21 protein-coding genes are annotated in these 19,320 nt (G+C 73.6%); all 21 read right to left on the bottom strand.

The window, feature by feature from the left end; genetic code table 11:
* Positions 1 to 88 precede the first annotated feature (88 nt).
* The 21 genes from lepB to DYI95_RS04685 all read right to left on the bottom strand — a co-directional run bounded on the left by lepB (position 89) and on the right by DYI95_RS04685 (position 19,276).
* Entirely contained in the window at positions 89 to 610 is a 522-nt protein-coding gene (gene lepB, locus DYI95_RS04785; protein WP_116901590.1) for a signal peptidase I, read from the bottom strand.
* Between the two features lie 124 nt (positions 611 to 734).
* Positions 735 to 1,076 (bottom strand): 50S ribosomal protein L19, encoded by a 342-nt coding sequence (gene rplS, locus DYI95_RS04780; protein WP_006904989.1) that lies wholly within the window; start codon positions 1,074 to 1,076, stop codon positions 735 to 737.
* Between the two features lie 106 nt (positions 1,077 to 1,182).
* A complete protein-coding gene (gene trmD, locus DYI95_RS04775; RefSeq protein WP_116901560.1) occupies positions 1,183 to 1,950 on the bottom strand; it encodes a tRNA (guanosine(37)-N1)-methyltransferase TrmD in 768 nt (255 codons plus the stop codon).
* Between the two features lie 51 nt (positions 1,951 to 2,001).
* Positions 2,002 to 2,487 (bottom strand): ribosome maturation factor RimM, encoded by a 486-nt coding sequence (gene rimM, locus DYI95_RS04770; protein ID WP_256366271.1) that lies wholly within the window; start codon positions 2,485 to 2,487, stop codon positions 2,002 to 2,004.
* A 14-nt stretch (positions 2,488 to 2,501) separates the two neighbouring features.
* The gene (locus DYI95_RS04765) at positions 2,502 to 2,759 is read right to left on the bottom strand and encodes a KH domain-containing protein (RefSeq protein ID WP_006904992.1); all 258 of its coding nucleotides are present in this window, start codon (positions 2,757 to 2,759) and stop codon (positions 2,502 to 2,504) included.
* Positions 2,760 to 2,877: 118 nt separating this feature from the next.
* Positions 2,878 to 3,150: a 30S ribosomal protein S16 gene (rpsP, locus tag DYI95_RS04760; protein WP_006904993.1), complete on the bottom strand. Its 273-nt coding sequence runs from the start codon at positions 3,148 to 3,150 to the stop codon at positions 2,878 to 2,880.
* A gap of 145 nt (positions 3,151 to 3,295) precedes the next feature.
* Positions 3,296 to 4,633, bottom strand: coding sequence for a signal recognition particle protein (gene ffh / locus DYI95_RS04755; protein WP_116901592.1), 1,338 nt, complete (start codon positions 4,631 to 4,633; stop codon positions 3,296 to 3,298).
* A 9-nt stretch (positions 4,634 to 4,642) separates the two neighbouring features.
* Positions 4,643 to 5,260: a YlxM family DNA-binding protein gene (gene ylxM, locus DYI95_RS04750; RefSeq protein ID WP_243149869.1), complete on the bottom strand. Its 618-nt coding sequence runs from the start codon at positions 5,258 to 5,260 to the stop codon at positions 4,643 to 4,645.
* A gap of 154 nt (positions 5,261 to 5,414) precedes the next feature.
* Positions 5,415 to 6,350 (bottom strand): signal recognition particle-docking protein FtsY, encoded by a 936-nt coding sequence (gene ftsY, locus DYI95_RS04745; protein WP_207710008.1) that lies wholly within the window; start codon positions 6,348 to 6,350, stop codon positions 5,415 to 5,417.
* A 71-nt stretch (positions 6,351 to 6,421) separates the two neighbouring features.
* Positions 6,422 to 10,150: a chromosome segregation protein SMC gene (gene smc / locus DYI95_RS04740; RefSeq protein ID WP_116901561.1), complete on the bottom strand. Its 3,729-nt coding sequence runs from the start codon at positions 10,148 to 10,150 to the stop codon at positions 6,422 to 6,424.
* Between the two features lie 104 nt (positions 10,151 to 10,254).
* On the bottom strand, positions 10,255 to 10,515 hold the full coding sequence (locus tag DYI95_RS04735; RefSeq protein WP_040827856.1) for a stage V sporulation protein S: 261 nt from the start codon (positions 10,513 to 10,515) through the stop codon (positions 10,255 to 10,257).
* 347 nt (positions 10,516 to 10,862) lie between these two features.
* A complete protein-coding gene (rnc, locus tag DYI95_RS04730; protein ID WP_243149868.1) occupies positions 10,863 to 11,591 on the bottom strand; it encodes a ribonuclease III in 729 nt (242 codons plus the stop codon).
* Positions 11,592 to 11,838: 247 nt separating this feature from the next.
* A complete protein-coding gene (fabF, locus tag DYI95_RS04725) occupies positions 11,839 to 13,101 on the bottom strand; it encodes a beta-ketoacyl-ACP synthase II (RefSeq protein ID WP_116901562.1) in 1,263 nt (420 codons plus the stop codon).
* A 90-nt stretch (positions 13,102 to 13,191) separates the two neighbouring features.
* Entirely contained in the window at positions 13,192 to 13,431 is a 240-nt protein-coding gene (acpP, locus tag DYI95_RS04720; protein ID WP_006905001.1) for an acyl carrier protein, read from the bottom strand.
* Positions 13,432 to 13,543: 112 nt separating this feature from the next.
* Positions 13,544 to 14,293 carry a 3-oxoacyl-[acyl-carrier-protein] reductase gene (fabG, locus tag DYI95_RS04715; RefSeq protein WP_006905002.1) on the bottom strand — a complete coding sequence of 250 codons (750 nt, stop codon included), beginning with the start codon at positions 14,291 to 14,293 and terminating at the stop codon, positions 13,544 to 13,546.
* Positions 14,290 to 15,243, bottom strand: a complete 954-nt coding sequence (gene fabD, locus DYI95_RS04710; RefSeq protein WP_116901563.1) for an ACP S-malonyltransferase — start codon at positions 15,241 to 15,243, stop codon at positions 14,290 to 14,292. Before fabD ends, fabG begins: the two co-directional genes overlap by 4 nt.
* Positions 15,240 to 16,472, bottom strand: a complete 1,233-nt coding sequence (locus DYI95_RS04705; RefSeq protein WP_371731888.1) for a beta-ketoacyl-ACP synthase III — start codon at positions 16,470 to 16,472, stop codon at positions 15,240 to 15,242. The genes fabD and DYI95_RS04705 overlap by 4 nt, the downstream gene beginning before the upstream one ends.
* Entirely contained in the window at positions 16,447 to 17,502 is a 1,056-nt protein-coding gene (gene plsX / locus DYI95_RS04700; RefSeq protein WP_116901564.1) for a phosphate acyltransferase PlsX, read from the bottom strand. Before plsX ends, DYI95_RS04705 begins: the two co-directional genes overlap by 26 nt.
* Positions 17,499 to 18,263, bottom strand: coding sequence for a transcription factor FapR (gene fapR, locus DYI95_RS04695; RefSeq protein WP_116901565.1), 765 nt, complete (start codon positions 18,261 to 18,263; stop codon positions 17,499 to 17,501). Before fapR ends, plsX begins: the two co-directional genes overlap by 4 nt.
* 268 nt (positions 18,264 to 18,531) lie before the next feature.
* Entirely contained in the window at positions 18,532 to 18,711 is a 180-nt protein-coding gene (rpmF, locus tag DYI95_RS04690; protein ID WP_116901566.1) for a 50S ribosomal protein L32, read from the bottom strand.
* Positions 18,692 to 19,276: a DUF177 domain-containing protein gene (locus tag DYI95_RS04685; protein WP_116901567.1), complete on the bottom strand. Its 585-nt coding sequence runs from the start codon at positions 19,274 to 19,276 to the stop codon at positions 18,692 to 18,694. Before DYI95_RS04685 ends, rpmF begins: the two co-directional genes overlap by 20 nt.
* Positions 19,277 to 19,320 lie beyond the last annotated feature (44 nt).

The raw sequence follows: 19,320 nt of genomic DNA, 5'->3' as shown, positions 1-19,320 counted from the left end.
CGCGGGGGCCATGACCCCGCCGGTTTCCAAGGGGCCTGCCGGCCCGGAGACCTGCCGCTCCGCGCCCCCGGAGGTCGGGCACCCCCCTTCAGGGGTGGGGAACCAGCCCCGCCTCCGCCGGCGGCCAGTACACCAGCCAGGCCCGGCCGATGATATCCCGCACGGGCACCGTCCACCCGCTGCGGCTGTCATCGGAATGGGGGCGGTTGTCCCCCAGCACGAAGACGTGGCCCGGCGGCACCGTGGTGGGCGGGTAGAAATCCTCGCCCGCCTGTTTCAGATAGGGTTCCTCCAGCGGGCGCCCATCGACGTAGACCTGTCCCTGGCGGATCTCCACCGTCTCGCCCGGCAGGCCGATCACCCGCTTGACGAAATCCCGGGCCGGGTCCAGCGGATAGCGGAAGACGACGATGTCAAAGCGCTGGGGCGGGTGCCAGCGGTAGGTCAACTTGTCCACCAGCAGGCGCTCGCCGTCGTGCAGGGTAGGCTCCATGGAGATGCCGTCCACCAGAAAGGATTCGATGACGAACCCGCGAATGACCAGCGCCAGCACCAGCGCCACCAGCAAGGTCTGCACGACCTCGCGGGCGGCGCCTCCCCGCGACGCCACCTGGGGGGTCACTCCTCTCCGCCCGCCCCCGACCCTGCACCGGGGGATGCCAAGCCTGGACGGTCAAAAATGAGAAAAGGACTGGATACCCAGTCCCTGGATGAACCGGCCGCCGCGGCGACCGTTACCGCTTCTCCTTGATCCGCGCCGCCTTGCCCCGCAGCTGGCGCAGGTAGTTGAGCCGCGCCCGCCGCACCTTGCCGCGCCGGGTGACCTCGATCCGCTCGATGGCCGGCGAGTGCAGGGGGAACACCCGCTCCACGCCGACCCCGGAGGCGATGCGCCGGACGGTGAAGGTCTCGTCCAGCCCACCCCCCCGCCGGGCGATCACCGTGCCCTCAAAGACCTGGATCCGCTCGCGGCCGCCTTCCTTCACCTTCAAATGCACCCGCACCGTATCGCCCGGACCGAAATCGGGCACGTCCTGCTTCATGTACTCCTGCTGCAGGCTCTTGATCAGGTCCATCCCGTCTCGCTCCTTCACCCGCTTGTGAAACTGCCACCCTGTCCATGGACCTGCCGCCCTGCCGCTCAAGCGCCGGCACGGCGGCGTCGATCACGGCGGGATTATATCACACCGGCGGCCGGTTCCTCCCCAGCCGCGCGGCCGCCTGGGCGAGAAACCGCCGGTCTTCGGAGGTGAGCTCGGCCCTCTCCAGCAGGTCGGGCCGGCGCTCCAGGGTCCGCAGCAGCGCCTGCTCCCGCCGCCAGCGGGCCACGGCCCCGTGGTCCCCCGTCAGCAGGATGTCGGGCACCGCCATGCCCCGGTACACCCGCGGGCGGGTGTACTGGGGGCCCTCCAGCAGCCCGCTGGCGAAGGAGTCCTGCTCCGCGGCACCCTCCGCCAGCACCCCGGGCAGCAACCGGACCACGGCGTCGATCAGCACAAGCGCCGCCAGCTCGCCCCCGGTCAGAACGTAATCGCCGATGGAGATCTCGTCGGTGACCAGGGCCTGGCGCACTCGCTCGTCCACGCCCTCGTAGTGGCCGCAGAGCAGGACCAGCCAGTGCCGCCGGGCCAGGTCGGCCGCCACCTGCTGGGTCAAGGTCCGGCCCTGGGGGGCCAGCAGGATGAACTCCACCCCCGGGCCGCGGCTGCGGGCCCCGCCGGGACCCAGCAGGTCGTCCACCGCCCTGAAGATGGGCTCGGGCTTCAGCACCATCCCCGGGCCGCCCCCGAAGGGCCGGTCGTCGGTGACGTGGTGCTTGCCCTCCGCCCAGTCCCGCAGGTCATGGACGAACAGGCGCACCGCGCCCCGCTCCCGGGCCTTGCGCATCATGCTGGTCTCCAGGGGCGCCCGCACCATCTCCGGGAACAGGGTGAGCACGTCGATGCGCACGCCGCGCCTCCTTGCCGTGCCGGGACCGCATGGCCGGGGCCGGGACTCTCGCTAGTCCAGCAGGCCGGGCAGGTCGCCCAAGACCAGGCGCCCGCGCTCCAGGTCGACGGCCGCCACGGCCTGGCGGATGGCGGGGATCAGAAACTCCCGTCCCCCGTCCCCATCCACCACGATGACGTCGTTGGCCGGATAGCGCAGCACATCCCGCACCTGGCCCACCTTCCGGCCACCGGGGTCCACCACGTCGAGCCCCACCAGCTGGAAGACGTAATACTGGCCGGGCGGAAGGGGCGGCACCTGGTCCTCCGGCACCTGCAGCCGCCCGCCCCGCAACGCCTCGGCCGCCGTCCGATCGGGGCAGCCGGCCAGCTTCACCCGCCAGAACCGGCCCTGGGGCCGTGCCCATTCCACCCGCTCGGGCCGCAACGGCCCGCCATCCGGCGGCGCCACCAGCACCTCCAAACCGGGTTGCAGGCGCTGGGGGTCGTCGCTCAGCAGGTCGACCTTGACCTCGCCGCGGATGCCCCAGGGCGCCAGGATGGCGGCCAGGGTTACCGGGCGGCCGTCCCCCGCCCGTCCCCGTCCAGGATCTCCACTTCCACCCGCTTGCCGGCGCGGGCGCCCACGGCCCGGGCCACCGTGCGGATGGCGCGGGCGATACGGCCCTGCTTGCCGATGATCTTGCCCACGTCCTCCGGGGCCACCCGCACCTCGAGGATCACCGTCTGCTCGCCCGCCACCTCGTTGACCCGTACCTGGTCGGGATCGTCCACCAGGGAGCGGACGAGAAACTCCACCAGTTCCTTCATCCTGCGTCACCTCGATCGCCTCCCGGGCCCTGGCCGCCCCGCCGCAGGGGATGAACCCTGCTGCCGGAGCTCACCTGGAGCGCCCGCGCCCTTCGGCCGGCCCGGCGGCATCCGCCTGTCAGGCACCGGCCCGCCGCTGCTGCCACTTCTCCAGCACGCCCGTGCGCTTCAGGAGCACCCGGACCATGTCCGTGGGCTGAGCTCCCTTGCGCAGCCACTCGATGGCCTTCTCCTCGTTGATCTTGATGGTGGCCGGATCGGTGGTGGGGTTGTAATACCCGATCTCGTCGACGAACCGGCCGTCCCGCGGCGAGCGGGCGTCGGCCACCACCACGCGGTAGAAGGGATTGTTCTTGGCGCCCATCCGGCGCAGGCGCATGCGCAGCGCCACGCAGCATCACCTCGCAGCAACGCTTGGATTCGGCTCGCTCCGTCACCCCGGCAGGGCCGGTTGGACGGGAGCAGCTTCCGGCGCCCCGGCGCAGCCGGCCGGACGGGCCATGGCCCGGTCCCCGGCCCCGGCGGCACCGGACCCGCTAGCGGGGGAAGGGCAGGTTGCCCAGACCGCGCCGGCCCCGCCGGGCGGCTCCCGCCACCTGCTTCATCAGGCGCTGGGTCTCGGCGAACTGCTTGAGCAGGCGGTTGACGTCCTGCACCCGGGTACCGCTGCCCATGGCGATCCGCCGGCGGCGGCTGGCGTTGATGATCTCGGGCCGCCGCCGCTCTTCGGGCGTCATGGACTGGATGATGGCCTCGATCCGGCGCAGCTCCCGCTCGTCCACCGTCACGTCCTTGAGCCGGCCGCCCAGCCCCGGGATCATGGCCAGCAGCTGGTCCAGCGGGCCCATCTTGCGCACCTGGCGCAGCTGCTCGAGAAAGTCCTCCAGGTCGAAGGTCTGCTCCCGCAGCTTGCGCTCCAGCCGCTGGGCCTGCTGGGCGTCGAAGGCCGCCTGGGCCTTTTCGATCAGCGAGAGCACGTCGCCCATGCCCAGGATGCGGGAGGCCATGCGCTCCGGGTGGAAGGGTTCGAGCTGGTCGACCCGCTCCCCCAGCCCGACGAACTTGATCGGCCGCCCCGTCACCGCCCGCACCGATAGGGCCGCACCGCCCCGGGCGTCGCCGTCCAGCTTGGTCAGGATGACGCCATCGATGCCCAGGCGCCGGTGGAAGGTCTCGGCCACGTTGACGGCATCCTGGCCGGTCATGGCGTCGACCACCAGCAGGATCTCCCGCGGTGCCACCGCCTGCCGGATGCGCTCCAGCTCGTCCATCAGGGCGTCGTCGATGTGCAGCCGGCCGGCGGTATCGATCAGCACCACGTCCCGGCCCCGGCGCCGGGCCTCGGCAACCCCTTCCCGGGCGATGTCCACCGGATCGCGGTCGGTGCCCGGCGCGTAGACGGGCACCTGGACCTGCTGGCCCAGGGTGACCAGCTGCTCCACCGCCGCAGGACGGTAGACGTCGGCGGCCACCAGGAGGGGCTGGCGTCCCTGGCGGGTGAGGAGCCGGGCCAGCTTGGCGGCGGTGGTCGTCTTGCCCGACCCCTGCAGCCCGACCAGCATCACCACGGCGGGCAGCTCGCCGCCCAGGTCGAGCCGGGCGTGCTGGCCGCCCATCAGCTGGGTCAGCTCGTCGTGGACGATCTTGATGACCTGCTGGGCCGGGGTGAGGCTTTCCAGGACCTCCTGGCCCACCGCCCGTTCCCGCACCCGGGCGATGAAGTCCTTGACCACCTTGAAGTTGACGTCGGCCTCCAGCAGGGCGAGGCGTACCTCCCGCAGGGCCGCCTCCACGTCGGCCTCGGTCAGCTTCCCCTTGCCGCGCAGCCGTTTGAAGACCGCCTGCAGCTTTTCCGCCAGGCCCTCGAAGGCCATGATCACACCTCACCTCGCCGGTGCCGGCCCCGGCCGTTCCGCCCCGCCCGGTTTCGCACCGGGAGGAGCCGGCCCCGCCTCCAGCTCGCGGCGCAGCGCCCTCACGATGGCCAGCGCCTCCTCAAGAGGCCTCCCGGCCGGTCCACCCGCCCCAGCCGCCGCCGCGGCGGCACCCAGAGCGGCCTCCAGGCGGTCCAGGTGGCCGGCCGCCCGCTCCCGCCACACTCCCAGCCCCAGGGCGCCTTCCGTTTCCTCCAGCAGGGCCTCGCTGCGCCGCAACAGGTCGTGCACCGCCTGGCGGGAGATGCCCAGGTGCTCGGCCACCTCCCCCAGGGAGAGGTCCTGCCAGTGGTACAGCTCGAAGACGTCCTGCTGGCGCGGCGTGAGCAGCCCGCGGTAGAGGTCGTAGAGCCGGTGCAGGCGCAAGGTCCGCTCCAGGGGCTCCAGGGAACCGGCTACCGCTCCGCCCGGTGAAGGCCCGCAGCAGCCGGCCCGTTCACCGGCGCCTGCCCCTGCCGGGCCCGCCGCTGGCGGCGCCGGCTCCGCCGAGCCTGCTCCCCCAGCGGCCGCCGGGTTCGTCCCGCCGGTGGATCGGGGCCTGCGGCCCGGAGCCCTGGCGTCGGGCATGATCGCGCCTCCTCGTCGACCTGGGCCGAACCGGTGGCTGCACCGCCAGCCATGGTACGCCACGCCCTGCGACGCGTCAAGCAAAAATCCTTGACACACCCCCGACAGGCCTGACGGGCCGTGAGGCCGCCCCTGCCGGGCTGTCCTGGAGCCCTCAGGCCTCCGCGCCGGCCGGCGTGCCCTCGAAGAGGGCCCGGGTGAACTCCGCCGGGTCAAAGGGCGCCAGGTCGTCGGCCCCCTCACCGGTGCCCACCCACTTCACCGGCAGCCGCAACTGGTCGGCGATGGCCACCACCATGCCGCCCCGCGCCGTTCCGTCCAGCTTGGTCAGGACGATGCCGGTCACGCCCACGGCCTCGGTGAAGTGCCGTGCCTGAGCCAGGGCGTTCTGGCCCGTGGTGGCGTCCAGCACCAGCAGCACCTCATGGGGCGCCGTGGGATCCAGGCGCTGCAGGACCCGTTGCGTCTTGCGGAGTTCTTCCATCAGGTTGACCCGGGTATGGAGCCGGCCGGCCGTGTCGACCAGCAGCACGTCGGCACCCCGGGCCTGGGCCGCCTGCAGGGCGTCGAAGGCCACCGCCGCCGGATCCGCTCCCGGGTGCTGGCGCACCAGGTCGGCCCCCGCCCGCTGGCACCAGCGCTCCAGCTGGTCGATGGCCGCGGCGCGGAAGGTGTCGGCCGCTCCCACCACCACCTTCCACCCCTCCTGGCGATAACGGGCCGCCAGCTTGCCCACGGTGGTGGTCTTGCCGCTGCCGTTGACCCCTACTACCAGGATCACCAGGGGACCGGCGCGACGGCCCGGCGCCGCGGGCGGGGCGGCCACCGCTTCCAGCATGCCCCGCATCTCCTCGGCCAGGAGTCCCGGCACGGCGGCGGCATCCCGCACCCCCTCCGCCCGCACCCGCTCCCGCAGCCGCTCCAGCAGCCGCTGGGTGGTGGCCACCCCCACGTCGGCGGTAATCAGCACGGCCTCCAGCTCTTCAAACAGGGCTTCATCCAGGGCCGCCCCCTGGACCACGGCCCGGATCCGGCCGGCCAGCTGCTCCCGGGTCCGGGCCAGGCCCGCCTTGAGCTTGCTCCAGATCACGGTCCGACCTTCCTCTCTGAAGACGCGTTCTTCCAGGCCCCGTGGGGGTTCGCGTCCCCCGTCTCCCAGGGTCAATCCCCCGCGGCCTCCATGGCTTCCTGGCGGGCCGCACCCGCGGGGCTCCGGCCTCGACCCGCCTCCCCCCGGCCCGCGGCGGTCCCGCCGGCCTGGTCCTCGGCACCGGGCGGCCGGCGGGCTTCCCTCTCGCTCCCGGCCGCACCAGGAACCGCCCCGCGCCCTTCGCCCTCGCCCGCGGCGGCCACCTCGGCCAAGCGGACCGACACCACCCGCGACACCCCCGACTCGGGCATGGTCACCCCATAGAGGGTATCCGCAGCGGCCATGGTCCCCTTCTGGTGGGTGATCACGATGAACTGCGTGCCGGTGAACCGCCGCAGGTAACGGGCGAACCGGTCCACGTTGCGGTCGTCCAGGGCGGCGTCGATCTCGTCCAGAAGGCAGAAGGGCGTGGGCTTCACCCGGATCAGCGCCAGCAAGAGGGCGATGGCGGTGAGGGCCCGCTCGCCGCCGGAGAGCAGCGACAGGTGCTGCAGCTTCTTGCCCGGCGGCTGTGCCACCACCTGGACCCCGGCCTCCAGGGCGTCCCCCTCGCCCAGGATCAGGTCGGCGTGGCCACCGCCGAAGAGCTCCCGGAACACCTGGCGGAACTCCGCCCGCAGCCGCTCATAGGTCACCCGGAAGATGCGCTCCATCTCCCGGTCCATCTCGGCCAGGACGGCGCGCAGCGCCTCGCGGGCTTGCTGCAGGTCGCGGTACTGGCGCTCCAGGAAGGCGTACCGCTGGCAAACCCGCTCGTGTTCCTCCACCGCCGCCAGGTTGACCTCGCCCAGGGCCGCCATGCGCCGGCGCAGCTCGGCCACCCGTCGCTCCCCTTCCTGCCAGCCCGCCGGGGGTTCGTCGGGCACCTCCTGGACGCCAAAGTCCTCGGCCAGCCGGGCGACCAGCCGGTCCCGCTCGCTCTCCAGCCGGGCCGCCTCCACCTCCAGCCGCCGCAGCTCGTCCGACAGCCGGTCCAGCTCGGCCCGGGCGGCGACCGACTCCCCTTCCACCGCGTCCAGCCGGGCCGCCAGCCGGGCCCGGGCGTCCCGGGCTTCGGCCAGCGCCTGGCGGCAGGCGGCCACCCGGGCTTCGCCCTCCGCCACCGCCGCCTGGAGCCGTTGCCGCTGGGCGGCCACCTCAGCCTGTTCCCGGGCCAGCTGGGCCGCCTCCTCCCGGCGCCGGTCTTCGTCCAGTTCCAGGCGCCGGGCCTCCTGGCGCGCCCGCTCCAGCTGCTCGGCCAGCAGCCTCCCTTCCCGGGTAAGGCCCTCCACCCGGGCCGTGGCCCGGACCAGGTCGCCGGTCACCTGGTCCCGCCGGGCCCGGGCCTGCTGAAGGGCCGTTTCCGCTGCGGCCACCGCCGCGGCGGCCTCCCGGGCCCGGGCCTCGGCCGCTTCCACCTGTTCCGGAGCCAGCCCGTCACCGTCCCTTGCCGGGACGGCCAGTTCCTCCAGCTCGTCCTGGACGTCGGCCATGGTGCGCTCCAGCCGCTGCCGCTGCTGGGCGGCGGCCTGGCGCTGCTGCTCCAGCCGGGCCCGGCTTACCGCCCCCTGCTGCCGCTGCTGGCGCGCGGCCTCCAGGTCTGCAGCGGCCCGGGCGGCCGCGTCCTCCGCCCTGCGCCGGCGGTCTTCCACCTGGGCCAGGGCGCCGGCCAGCTGCTGGACCCGCTGCCGCAGGGCCTCCACCTGACGCCGCCGGGCCAGAAGGCCGGCGGACTCCTGCCGGCGGCTGTCATGGCCGCCGGTCATGGCACCGCCGGGATGGATCACGTCGCCTTCCAGGGTGACGATCCGGTACCGGTAGCCGCTGGCTGCCGCCAGCCGCCGGGCTGCGGGCAGGTCTTCCGCGATCAGGATCCGGCCCAGCAGGTTGGCCAGGGCGGGGCGCAGGACCGGGTCGAACCGGACCGCGTCGATGCCCCAGGCCACAGCGCCCGGCTGGCGGTCCAGTTGGCGATCGGCGTCGGCCGGGGCCGAGGGGCGGATGGTGTCCAGGGGCAGGAAGGTGGCCCGCCCGGCCCGGGCGCGCTTCAGCGCCTCGATGGCCGCCTCGGCCCCCGCCGCCGTCCGCGTGATCAGGTGCTGCAGGGCCGGCCCCAGGGCGACCTCCACCGCCCGCTCCAGGCGCGGCTCCACCTGGATCAGCTCCGCGACGGCGCCGATGACCTCCCGGTAAGCCGGATCGCCTCCATCCCGACCGGCCAGCACGGCCCGGACGCCGGCGAAGAACCCCTCGTGCTCCCGTTCCATCTCCTCCAGCACCCGCAGCCGGGACGAGGCCTCCCCCGCCTGCTGGCGCAGTTGCTGGGCCTCCCGGCCGGCGGCCCGGGCCTCCGCCTGGGCCGCTTCCAGGGCGCGGCGCGCCACCTCCTCCCGGCGGGCGGCCTCCGCGGCGGCCGCCGCCAGGCGCTCCAGCTCCGCCTCGACGCCGGCCTCCTCCTCGGCCAGGCGCCGGGCCTCGGCCTCAAGCCCCTCCAGGCGCTGGCGCAGCCGCTCGGCCCGCTGGGCAGCCTGGGCCTGTTCCCGCTGGCGGGCCTGCTGCTCGTTGCGCAGCCGGCTGAGTTCCTGCAAGGCCTCCAGGTGCGCCTCCCGGGCCGCAGCCAGCGCCCCTTCCGCCCGGGCCACGGCCGCCCCCGCTTCCGCCACCGCGGCCCGGGCTTCCTGCTCCGCCTGCCGTGCCGCCTCCAGCTCGGCCAGCAGAGCCTGGTGGCGGCGAGCAGCCTCCTCGGCACCCGCAGCCCCCGCCTGGCGCTGGGCCGCCAGTTCCTCCGCCCGCCGGCCCAGCTCCTGCTCCCGGCTCGCCAGCTGGGCGGCCCGCTCATCCAGCACGGCCAGGCGGGTGCGCACCGCCTCCAGGGCCCGCTCGGCCTCGGCCAGGGCCGCCTGGGCCGCCTCCACCTGCTGCTCCTGGTGCCGGGCCTGGGCGCGCAGGCCGTCCCGGGCCGCCTCCGCCTCCTCCAGCCGCCGGCGGGCGCCGGCCACCTGCTGCCGCACGGCCTCCAGCCGCCGGGCATGTTCCGCCAGGCGCCGCTGGGCCTGGACGGCCTGGGCCGTGACCATGCGGGCCTCCAGGTCGACCAGCTCGTCCCGCCACTGCCGGTAGAGGTGGGCCCGCCGGGCCTGCTCTGTCAGGCCGTCCAGGCGGTCTTCCAGCTCGCGCAGGATGTCCCCCAGGCGGAGCAGGCGGTGCTCGGCGTCTTCCAGCCGGCGCAGCGCCTCCTTCTTGCGCACCTTGAAGCGGGTGATGCCCGCCGCCTCCTCCAGCAGCCCGCGGCGGTCCTCGTCCCGGGCGCTGAGGATCTCGTCGATCTTGCCCTGCCCCACCACCGAGTAGGCTTCCCGGCCGATGGCGGTGTCGTAGAGCAGCTCCTGCACGTCCCGCAGGCGCACCCGCTGGCCGTTGAGCAGGTAGTCGCTGCCCCCGGCCCGGTCGACCCGCCGCGCCACCGTCACCTCGGTGTAATCGATGGGCAGCCGGCCGTCCTCGTTGTCCAGGACGAGCACCACCTCGGCCAGCCCCACTCCCTTGCGGGTGGCCGTGCCGGCGAAGATCACGTCCTCCATCTTGCTGCCGCGCAGCTGGCGGGCGCTCTGCTCCCCCAGGACCCAGCGCACGGCGTCGACCAGGTTGCTCTTGCCGCTGCCGTTGGGGCCGACGATGGCCGTGATCCCCGGGCCGAACTCCAGCCGCGTGCGGTCGGCGAAGGACTTGAACCCGTAAAGCTCCAGCCGTTTCAGGTACATGGCCGCCTCCCCGACAGAAAAAAACCTGCCGTGGCACCGGGTCCAACGGGCAGGTCGTAGGACGAACCCGGCCCCGGGCGCGGCCCCGGGGCACCGGGCGATAGCTAGCGGGGCTCGATGATGAACTTGATGGCCGTGCGCTGCTGGCCGTCGATCTCGATGTCGGCAAAGGCCGGGATCACCACGAGGTCGATGCCGTTGGGCGCCACATACCCCCGGGTGATGGCGATGGCCTTGACCGCCTGGTTGACGGCCCCCGCCCCGATAGCCTGCACCTCCGCGGCACCGTCTTCCCGCAGCACCGCGGCCAGCGCCCCGGCAACCGCCTTGGGCCGCGAGTTGGCCGAGACCCTCAGCACCTGCACCACGGCGACTCCTCCCCCAGAGTGAGCCATGGAAACGGCTGTGCTTGAACGGATGCAACGCAGGCGACCCTCGTCGCAGGCAGGTCTCGGAGGATGTTTCGGCGGGATGGGAGGGGGTTCCTTCCGCCACTCCGGCGGCAGGGGCCCGAAAGGCGCTCCACCAGTACCGGGTCCCGCCCGGCACCTGACTCCGGTGGTTCGGGGCCGGCCGGGTGCGGGGCAGGCGACCCCGCCGGGCCGCACGGGAACCCGGCCCTGCCTCCTTCGGGGCCGAAGGCGGGCCGCAGGCGCCACCGGCGGGCACTCCGGCCGGTGCCCGGTCCCGGACCGCAGGTGCCGGCTCGAGGTCAGGCGGTCCCCTCCGGCTCCGGGGCGGCGCCCCCGGGGCCGGCCGGCTCTTCCAGCCCGGCCAGGGCAATGCGGGCCGCTTCCCGCTCGGCCACCTTCTTGCTCCGCCCGACGGCCTGGGCCAGGGGCCGGCCGCCCACCCGCACTTCCACGGTGTAGCGCGGGTCGTGCTCGGGGCCGGCCGCACCGATGACCCGGTAGGTCGGTTCCCCCAGGCCCAGGCGGCGGGACAGCTCCTGCAGGGCCGTCTTGGGGTCGTCACAAGCCCCTGAGCTCTCCGCCAGGCGCCGGATGTCGTCGCCCAGGGTGCGCAGGATGAAGGCCCGGGCGCCCTCCAGCCCCTCCTGCAGGTAGACCGCGGCCACCATGGCCTCGTAGGCGTCGGCCAGCACCGACGGCCGCTGCCGGCCTCCCGTAGCCTCCTCGCCCCGCCCGAGGCGCAGCAGTTCCCCCAGGCCCAGGCGCTGCGCCGTGGCGGCCAGGGTCTCGGCCCGGACCACCGCCGCCCGCAGCTTGCTGAGCTCCCCTTCTGGCCGCTGGGGGTAGGTGCGGAAGATGTAGTCCGTCACGCAAAGATTGAGCACGGCGTCCCCCAGGAATTCCAGCCGCTCGTTGTCGGGCCCGGCCGTATCGGGATGCTCGGCCCGGTAGGAGGCGTGGGTCAGCGCCTCCAGGAAGGGATCGGGCCGGGCCGGCGCCACCCCCGTCAAGGCGGCCACGGCCTCCACCCAGCCCGGGTCTCCTGCCCGCGGGAACCGGGTCTCTCCGCCGTCCGCCCGCGCCGCCCCCGCGGGGGGCGCCTGCCCTCCCCCAGGGAAGGGCTCGCCGGCCAGCGCCGGCCCGGCCGGGTTCATCCCGCCGCCGCGCGCCGTCCCGGCCGGCCGGCCGGCGTCCGCAGCGCCGGCGGGCGCGGCCGAACCGGCAACAGGGGCACCGGCCCCACCGGCCGGGGCGGTGGACCCATCCTGCGGGCGATCAAGCGCCACGTTCCTCCGCCCCCGCCTCGTAGCGCCGGAAGGCCAGGCACGCGTTCTGACCCCCGAAGCCGAAGGAATTGGACAGCGCCACGCGGATGGCCCGGGGCCGGGCCCGGTTGGGCACGTAGTCCAGGTCGCACTCCGGGTCAGGATCGTCCAGGTTGATGGTGGGCGGCAGCACGCCGTCCCGCAGGGCCAGGACGGTGAGGATGGACTCCACCGCTCCCGCCGCGCCCAGAAGGTGGCCCGTCATGGACTTGGTGGAACTGACCGCCAGCCGGTAGGCGTGATCCCCAAAGACCCGCTTGATGGCCTGGGTCTCCGCCACGTCCCCCTGGGGCGTGGAGGTCCCGTGGGCGTTGATGTAGTCCACGTCCCCGGGGTCGACGCCGGCGTCGGCCATGGCCGCCTCCATGGCCCGGGCCCCGCCTTCCCCGCCCGGGGCGGGCTGGGTGATGTGGTGGGCGTCGGCCGTCGTGCCGTAACCGATGATCTCGGCATAGATGCGGGCGCCCCGCTTCCGGGCATGCTCCAGGGTTTCCAGGATCAGGGCCCCCGCCCCCTCCGCCATGACGAACCCGTCGCGGCCGCGATCAAAGGGCCGGGACGCGGCCTCCGGCGCATCGTTGCGGGTGGAGAGGGCCTTCATGGCGCAGAACCCGGCCAGTCCCAGGGGCACGATGGCCGCCTCGGCACCGCCGGTGATCATCACGTCGGCCTCGCCCCGCTGGAGGATCCGGAAAGCCTCGCCCACGGCGTGGGCCGAGGCCGCACAGGCCGTCACCAGGGTGCTGTTGGGCCCGCGGGCACCGTAGCGGATGGCCACCTGGCCGGCCGCCATATTGGCGATCATCATGGGGATGAAGAAGGGGCTGACCCGGTCCGGGCCCCGCTCGGCCATCACCGCGGCCTGTTCCACGAAGGTCTCGATGCCGCCGATGCCCGTCCCCATCACCACGCCCAGCCGCCGCCCGTCCATGGCTGCCGGGTCGATGCCGGCGTCTGCCAGGGCCATGGCCACACTGGCCATGGCGAACTGGGTGAAGCGGTCCATGCGCCGGGCTTCCTTGCGGTCGATGAAGGCGGTGGGATCGAAGTCGGGCACCTCGCCCGCAATCTGGGATGGGAAGGGGGACGGGTCGAACCGGCTGATGCGCCGGATCCCGGAGCGGCCGGCCAGGACCCCCTCCCACAGGGCCTCCACGCCGACGCCCAGGGGCGTGATGGCCCCGACACCGGTGATCACCACGCGGTGCCGCATAAAGGCTCCTCCACTCCTTTCCGGCCGGCGGGCGCCCCGCCCGCGCAGGGCGGGGCGCACCGGCCGCCGCGGGGATGCGACCCGGCGTGGTCACTTGTGGGACTCGATGTACTGGATCGCATCCCCCACGGTGGCGATCTTCTCGGCATCCTCGTCGGGGATCTCCAGGTCGAACTCCTCTTCGAGGGCCATGATCAGCTCCACGATGTCCAGCGAGTCCGCGCCCAGATCCTCGATGAACCGGGCTTCGGGCGTCACGCTGGCTTCATCGACCCCCAGCTGCTCCACGATGATGGCCTTGACCCGCTGGAAAAGGGCCTCGTCCGCCATGTTGCCACCTCCTTTCCCCTCCCCGGTGCCGGGGGCACCGCAGCCCGGCGGGACGGCCCGGACGGGCGCCGCTGCCGGCGCCGCGGTGCGCGGGGCAGGGCTCCCGGCCGGCTCACCCCAGGGACAGGCCGCCGTCCACCACCAGCACCTGTCCGGTGATATAGGCGGCCGCATCGGAAGCCAGAAAAACGGCGGCGTGAGCGACGTCTTCCGGCGTGCCCAGCCGCCCCAGGGCGATGCGCTGGGCGAGGGCGTCCCGGTACTCCGGCGCCAGCTCGCCCGTCATGTCGGTGGCGATCAGGCCCGGGGCGATGGCGTTGACGGTGATGCCGCGGGACCCCAGCTCCCGGGCCAGGGCCTTGGTCAGGCCCACGACCCCCGCCTTGGCCGCCACGTAATTGGCCTGGCCAGCGTTGCCGGTCAGGCCCACCACCGACGTGATGTTGATGATCCGCCCCGAGCGCTGCCGCAGCATGACCCGCGCCGCCGCCTTGCAGGTGAAGAACAGGCTGCGCAGGTTGGTGTTCAGCACCTCGTCCCACTGTTCCGGCTTCATCCGCAGGATCAGGCCGTCCCGGGTGATGCCGGCGTTGTTGACCAGGATGTCCAGGCGCCCACCGAAGGCATCGGCCGCCTGCTCCACCAGGCGCGTGGCCTGATCCCCGTCGGCCACGTCCGCCTGGAAGGCCACGGCTTCGCCGCCCCGGTCCCGGATCGCGGCGACCACCTCCTCGGCGGCGGCCGCCGAGGACCGGTAGTTGAGGGCGACCCGGGCCCCCGCCGCGGCCAGCGCCTCCGCGATGGCCCGCCCGATGCCGCGGGAGCCACCCGTCACCAGGGCCGTCCGGCGATCAAGGTTCATGCTAGCAAACCCCCTTCCGGACGGGCAACCAGCGCCAGGATTTCCTCCGCAGTGCCGGCGGCGACGGCGTCAAGGTGCTTGTCGATGCGCCGGGCGAAACCCGTCAGGGTCTTGCCGGGCCCCATCTCCACCAGCCGCGTGATCCCTTCCCGTTGCATCCGGCGCACCGACTGCTCCCAGCGCACAGGGTGGTAAACCTGCTGGACCAAAAGCTCCCGGATCCGCTCCGGGTCCGTCACCGGCTCGGCCGTCACGTTGGCCACCACCGGGATGCGGGCCGGCCGGAAGGGCACCTCGGCCAAGACGCCGGCCAGCCGCCGGGCGGCCGGTTCCATCAGCCGGCAGTGGAAGGGCGCGCTGACGGGCAGGAGCACCGCCCGGCGGGCTCCGGCCGCCCGGGCCCGCTCCAGCGCCGCCTCCACGGCGGCCCGCTGGCCGGCCACCACGATCTGGCCGGGGCAATTGTAGTTGGCGGGTTCCACCACCCCGGCGCCCGCGTCCATCACCTGGCGGCAGATGTCCTCCACGGTGCCGGCCTCCAGGCCCAGCAGGGCGGCCATGGCCCCTTCGCCCGGCGGGACCGCCTCCTGCATGAACTTGCCCCGCAGCCGCACCACCCGGGCCGCATCGGCCAGCTCCAGCACCCCCGCCACCACCAGGGCCCCGTACTCGCCCAGGGAGAGGCCTGCCGCCATGGCGGGCTCCAGCCCGCGGGCGGCCAGCACCCGCCAGCAGGCGACGCCCACCGCCAGCAGGGCGGGCTGCTGGAACTCGGTCAGCTGCAGCTGGTCCTCCGGACCTTCGAAGCAGAGACGGGCCACGTCGAAGCCGGCGGCGGCCGAAGCCTCCGCGAAGACCTCCCGGGCCTCGGGGAACTGCTCGTAGAGGTCCTTGCCCATGCCCACGTACTGGGCGCCCTGCCCGGGGAACACCACGGCGGTGCCGCTCATGGCGCCTGCTCACCCCCCGGGGCCGGTCGGAACCCGGACCCGCCGGCGGCGGCCGCCGCCGGGTCCAGGGCTGCGCCGGCTGCCGGTGGAGCGACGGCCGGCCGGGCCGGGTTCGTCCCGTCCAGCCGCGCCCGGCCCCGGGCCGCCTGCTCGCGAATCCAGGCGGGCAGGCCGTACTCGGGCTGCCGGCCCGGCATCTCCAGCGGCCGGGCCGCGGGCCGGTCATAGCCCCAGCGGACGACGGCGGCCCCCCAGGTCAGGCCGCCGCCGAAGGCGACCAGCAGCACCGTCTGCCCCGCCCGCACGCGGCCTGCGGACAGGGCCTCGTCCAGGGCCACCGGGATGGAAGCCGCCGAGGTGTTGCCGTAGCGGTCGATGTTCACCACCACCCGGTCCAGGGGAAGGTCGAACCGCCGGGCCGACGATTCGATGATGCGGTAGTTGGCCTGGTGGGGTATGTACAGGTCCACGTCCTCAAAGCGCAGGCCGGCCTGGGCCAGGGCGGCCTGGGCGGCGTCGCCCATCGTCTTGACCGCGAACTTGAAGACCTCCCGGCCGTTCATCTGCACGTAGTGGAGGCCCCGGGCCACCGTCTCGGGCGACGCCGGGAGGCGCGACCCGCCGGCCGGCTGCTTGAGCAGGTCTCCCCCCGAGCCGTCGGCGCCCAGGTAGAGGCCCAGGATGCCCTCGCCGGGAGCCGCCGGGCGCAAGACCGCCGCGCCCGCGCCGTCACCCAGCAGCACACAGGTGCGCCGGTCGCTCCAGTCGATGATCTTGGACAGGGTCTCGGCCCCCACCACCAGCACGGTGTCGTAGAGGCCCGCCGCCACGAACTGGGCTCCCGCCGCCAGGGCATAAACGAATCCCGAGCAGGCCGCTTCCAGGTCGAACCCGGCGGCGCGCGTGGCGCCCAGGCGGTCCTGCAGCAGGCAGGCCGTCGACGGGAAGGGCATGTCCGGCGTCACCGTGGCGACGATGATCAGGTCCACCTGCTCCGGGCGGACCTGGGCCTCCTCCAGGGCCCGCCGGGCCGCCACCTCCGCCAGGTCGGACGTGGCGGTGTCCGGATCGGCCACCCGCCGCTGGCGGATCCCCGTGCGGGTGCGGATCCATTCGTCGTCCGTCTCCACCACCTCAGCCAGGTGGTCGTTGGTCACCACCACCGGCGGCACGCAGGCGCCGATGCCGGCGATGGTCACCCCTCTACCGGCCGCGACCAAGGGCTTCACCGTCCTCCTTGCCGATGGACTCGCCGATGCGGTGGAGCAGGCGTCCCTGGCACGCCTTCACCGCCACCCCGATGCCGTTGGCAAAGGCCCGGGTGTCCGACGAGCCGTGACACTTGAACACCAGGCCGTCAAGGCCCAGGAAGAGCGCCGCCCCGTACTCGCCGTAATCCAGCCGCCGGCGCACGCCCAGAAGGACGGGGCGCAGCAGCAGGGCGGCGACCCGGGCGAGAGGCCGGCGCGCCACCTCGGCCTTGAGCAGCTTCCAGCAGGCCTCTCCTGCACCCTCCATGGCCTTGAGGGCGACGTTGCCGGTAAAACCGTCGCAAACCACCACATCAGCCTTGCCAGCGAAGAGCTCGCGGGCCTCCACGTTGCCGGCGAAGTGGAGCCCGCTGGAGGCCAGGCGCTCATAGGTCTCGCGGTAGAGCCGGTTCCCCTTGCCGGCCTCGCTGCCGATGTTCAGCAGGGCCACCCGCGGGGAGGGCCGCTCCAGCACCTCCCGCGCATAGACGGCGCCCATGACGGCGTACTGGACCAGCTGCTCGGGATCGGCTTCCGCACTGGCGCCCAGATCCAGCATGAGGAAACCGCGGCCGTCCAGGGTGGGCAGCACGGCCGCCAGGGCAGGGCGTGCCACCCGCGGCAGGGTCCCCAGCATGAGCTTGCCGGCGGCCATCAGGGCACCGGTGCTGCCCGCCGAGACGAAGGCGTCGGCCTCCCCCTCCCGCAGCAGGCGCATGCCCACGGCGATGGACGAGTCCTGCTTGCGCCGCAGGGCCGCCACCGGCGAATCGCCGGCCTCGATCACCTGGGAGGCGTGGACGATCCGGCCGGGCGGTGGCGAGCCTGCGCCCTGGCGGCGCAGCTCCGCCGCCACCCGCTCCTGGGGGCCCAGCCAGAGGATGTCCACCGGCCACCGGGCTGCGGCCGCCAGGCCGGCCGCCACGGGCACCGAGGGCGCGCCGTCGCCGCCCATGACGTCCACGGCCACCCGCCACCGGCGCGGGATCCCCGGATCCGTCCCCGTCATGGCTCCACCTCCCCTCGCCCGTCACCGGTGGCGGCGCCGCCCGCAGGTTCCTCCCCGGACTTCTGGGGCCCGGCCGCGCGGGGCCCGGCCCCCGGACCCGCCAGCACCTGGACGACGAACTTGCCTCGGAAGACCGTCTCGTCCCCGGCCCGGGTCTGCACCAGCACCACCGGCTCCCCGTCCCGCCGGTGGCGCAGCACCACGGCCCTGGCGACCAGGCGCTGGCCGACCTGGACGGGCTTTTTGTATTTGATGTTGGCGACGGAGATGCAGGCCAGCTCGGCGTCCACCACGGCCAGGGCAAGGGAATCGGCCTGGGCCAGGATGTACTGGCTGCGGACCAGGCGGGTGCGGGCAAAGGCCATCTCAGGGGTGGTCTGCAGGATGGAGATGCCGAACTTGCCCAGTTCCAGGTCGACCAGCTCGCCGACGATCTCCTGGAGGGGCAGGGCGCGGACCCGGCCGTGGACCCGTTCCGCCACCGCCCGAACCCGCTCCCGGACCGCGGGAATGCCCAGGCGCATGCGGTCCAGGCGGATGGTGGCCACGCTGACGTGAAAGCGCTCGGCCAGTTCCTCGTCGGTCAGAAAGGGGTTCTCCTGAAGAACCTGCACCAGCCGGGCCTGCCGCGTGGCGCGGGAGTCGCGGCCGCCTGCGGATCCGGGCAGCCCGCGGCGCGGGGACCCGGCCGGGGTTTCCGGCGGGGACCCGGACGAACCGGAGGGCACCGTCAAGCTGAGGGGCGGCCGCGTGTTTCGCACCTGGTCATAACCTCCGGTTTTAATACCTGCCCTTATAACCCGGACAAAACCACCGCCAGTATACGCGAGGCCACCGGCCATGCCAAGCCGGGAAATGGCTTCCAGGCGCCGGCGCCGCCCGGCGGCAACCCGGTAACGACCACCCGGTCACGACCACCCTTAAGAAAAAACAAAACCGGATGGCACCCACCGGCCCATCCGGCTTGGCCCTGGAAGCCCGGGCCCAGGCCGCCTGCGGCTCCGGTCAGGATCCTGGGTCCGTCCGGCGTCAGGATTCCTTCTGCACCGCCACCCGGCCGTCGTAGTAGCCGCAGTTGGGGCACACCCGGTGCGGCCGCTTCGGCTGGTGGCACTGCGGGCACTCCACCACTGCCGGGGCCTGCAGCTTCCAGTGGGTCCGCCGCTTGTCCCGGCGGGACTTGGACGTCTTATGCTTCGGAACCGCCATGGTCCCCTTCCTCCCCCTTGCCGTGCTCGCGCAACCACTGGTCCAGGGCCGCCAGCCGGGGATCCAGATCCTCATCCCGGCAGTCGCAGGGCCCTTCGTTCAGGTTCTTGCCGCAGCGGGGACAGAGGCCGCGGCATCCCAACCGGCAGAGCTGCTTGGCGGGCACCGCCAGGATCAGGTTCTGGCGGATCCCCTCCCGCAGGTCCACCTGGTGGTTGTCGTAGTAGGCGACCCGCGTGTCGCCCGCGTCCTCGGGTTCCTCCCCGGCGCCGGCACCCGCCGGCCGGGGCAGGAACTCCTCTTCGTAGCGGGTGTGCAGGTTCGCCTCGAAGGAGTCCAGGCAGCGATCGCAGGTCAGCCTGGCCCTGGCGGCCAGGTCCGCTTCCAGCCAGATGCGGCCCTCGCCGGTGTGGGTCAGCCGGTACTGCAAGCGGATGGGCCCATGGGCGGCGATGTCGCCGCCCGGCACGGGAATGGGCTCGATGGGCGCCACCACGGTGCCCGTCGACTGCAGCCCGCGCTGGCGGGTCAGGGCTTCCACATCGATGACCAGCGGATCGGCCATGTTCCTCGTCCCTCGCTACACAACGGGATCATTATAGAAAGGCG

The organism is Thermaerobacter sp. PB12/4term (assembly GCF_003403315.2).
GTDB lineage: Bacteria > Bacillota > Sulfobacillia > Thermaerobacterales > Thermaerobacteraceae > Thermaerobacter.
Note: the sequence above shows the minus strand (reverse complement) of the source record. Positions and strands in the feature narration are given on the sequence as shown.

What these genes read in the sequence shown, in the direction of transcription:
- smc (WP_116901561.1), bottom strand. Translation starts at nt 10,150, where the DNA reads ATGTACCTGAAACGGCTGGAGCTTTACGGGTTCAAGTCCTTCGCCGAC.
- rplS (WP_006904989.1), bottom strand. Translation starts at nt 1,076, where the DNA reads ATGGACCTGATCAAGAGCCTGCAGCAGGAGTACATGAAGCAGGACGTG.
- fabD (WP_116901563.1), bottom strand. Translation starts at nt 15,243, where the DNA reads ATGAGCGGCACCGCCGTGGTGTTCCCCGGGCAGGGCGCCCAGTACGTG.
- DYI95_RS04765 (WP_006904992.1), bottom strand. Translation starts at nt 2,759, where the DNA reads ATGAAGGAACTGGTGGAGTTTCTCGTCCGCTCCCTGGTGGACGATCCC.
- ffh (WP_116901592.1), bottom strand. Translation starts at nt 4,633, where the DNA reads ATGGCCTTCGAGGGCCTGGCGGAAAAGCTGCAGGCGGTCTTCAAACGG.
- DYI95_RS04685 (WP_116901567.1), bottom strand. Translation starts at nt 19,276, where the DNA reads ATGGCCGATCCGCTGGTCATCGATGTGGAAGCCCTGACCCGCCAGCGC.
- rpmF (WP_116901566.1), bottom strand. Translation starts at nt 18,711, where the DNA reads ATGGCGGTTCCGAAGCATAAGACGTCCAAGTCCCGCCGGGACAAGCGG.
- plsX (WP_116901564.1), bottom strand. Translation starts at nt 17,502, where the DNA reads ATGACGGGGACGGATCCGGGGATCCCGCGCCGGTGGCGGGTGGCCGTG.
- fabF (WP_116901562.1), bottom strand. Translation starts at nt 13,101, where the DNA reads ATGCGGCACCGCGTGGTGATCACCGGTGTCGGGGCCATCACGCCCCTG.
- acpP (WP_006905001.1), bottom strand. Translation starts at nt 13,431, where the DNA reads ATGGCGGACGAGGCCCTTTTCCAGCGGGTCAAGGCCATCATCGTGGAG.
- ylxM (WP_243149869.1), bottom strand. Translation starts at nt 5,260, where the DNA reads ATGCCCGACGCCAGGGCTCCGGGCCGCAGGCCCCGATCCACCGGCGGG.
- fabG (WP_006905002.1), bottom strand. Translation starts at nt 14,293, where the DNA reads ATGAACCTTGATCGCCGGACGGCCCTGGTGACGGGTGGCTCCCGCGGC.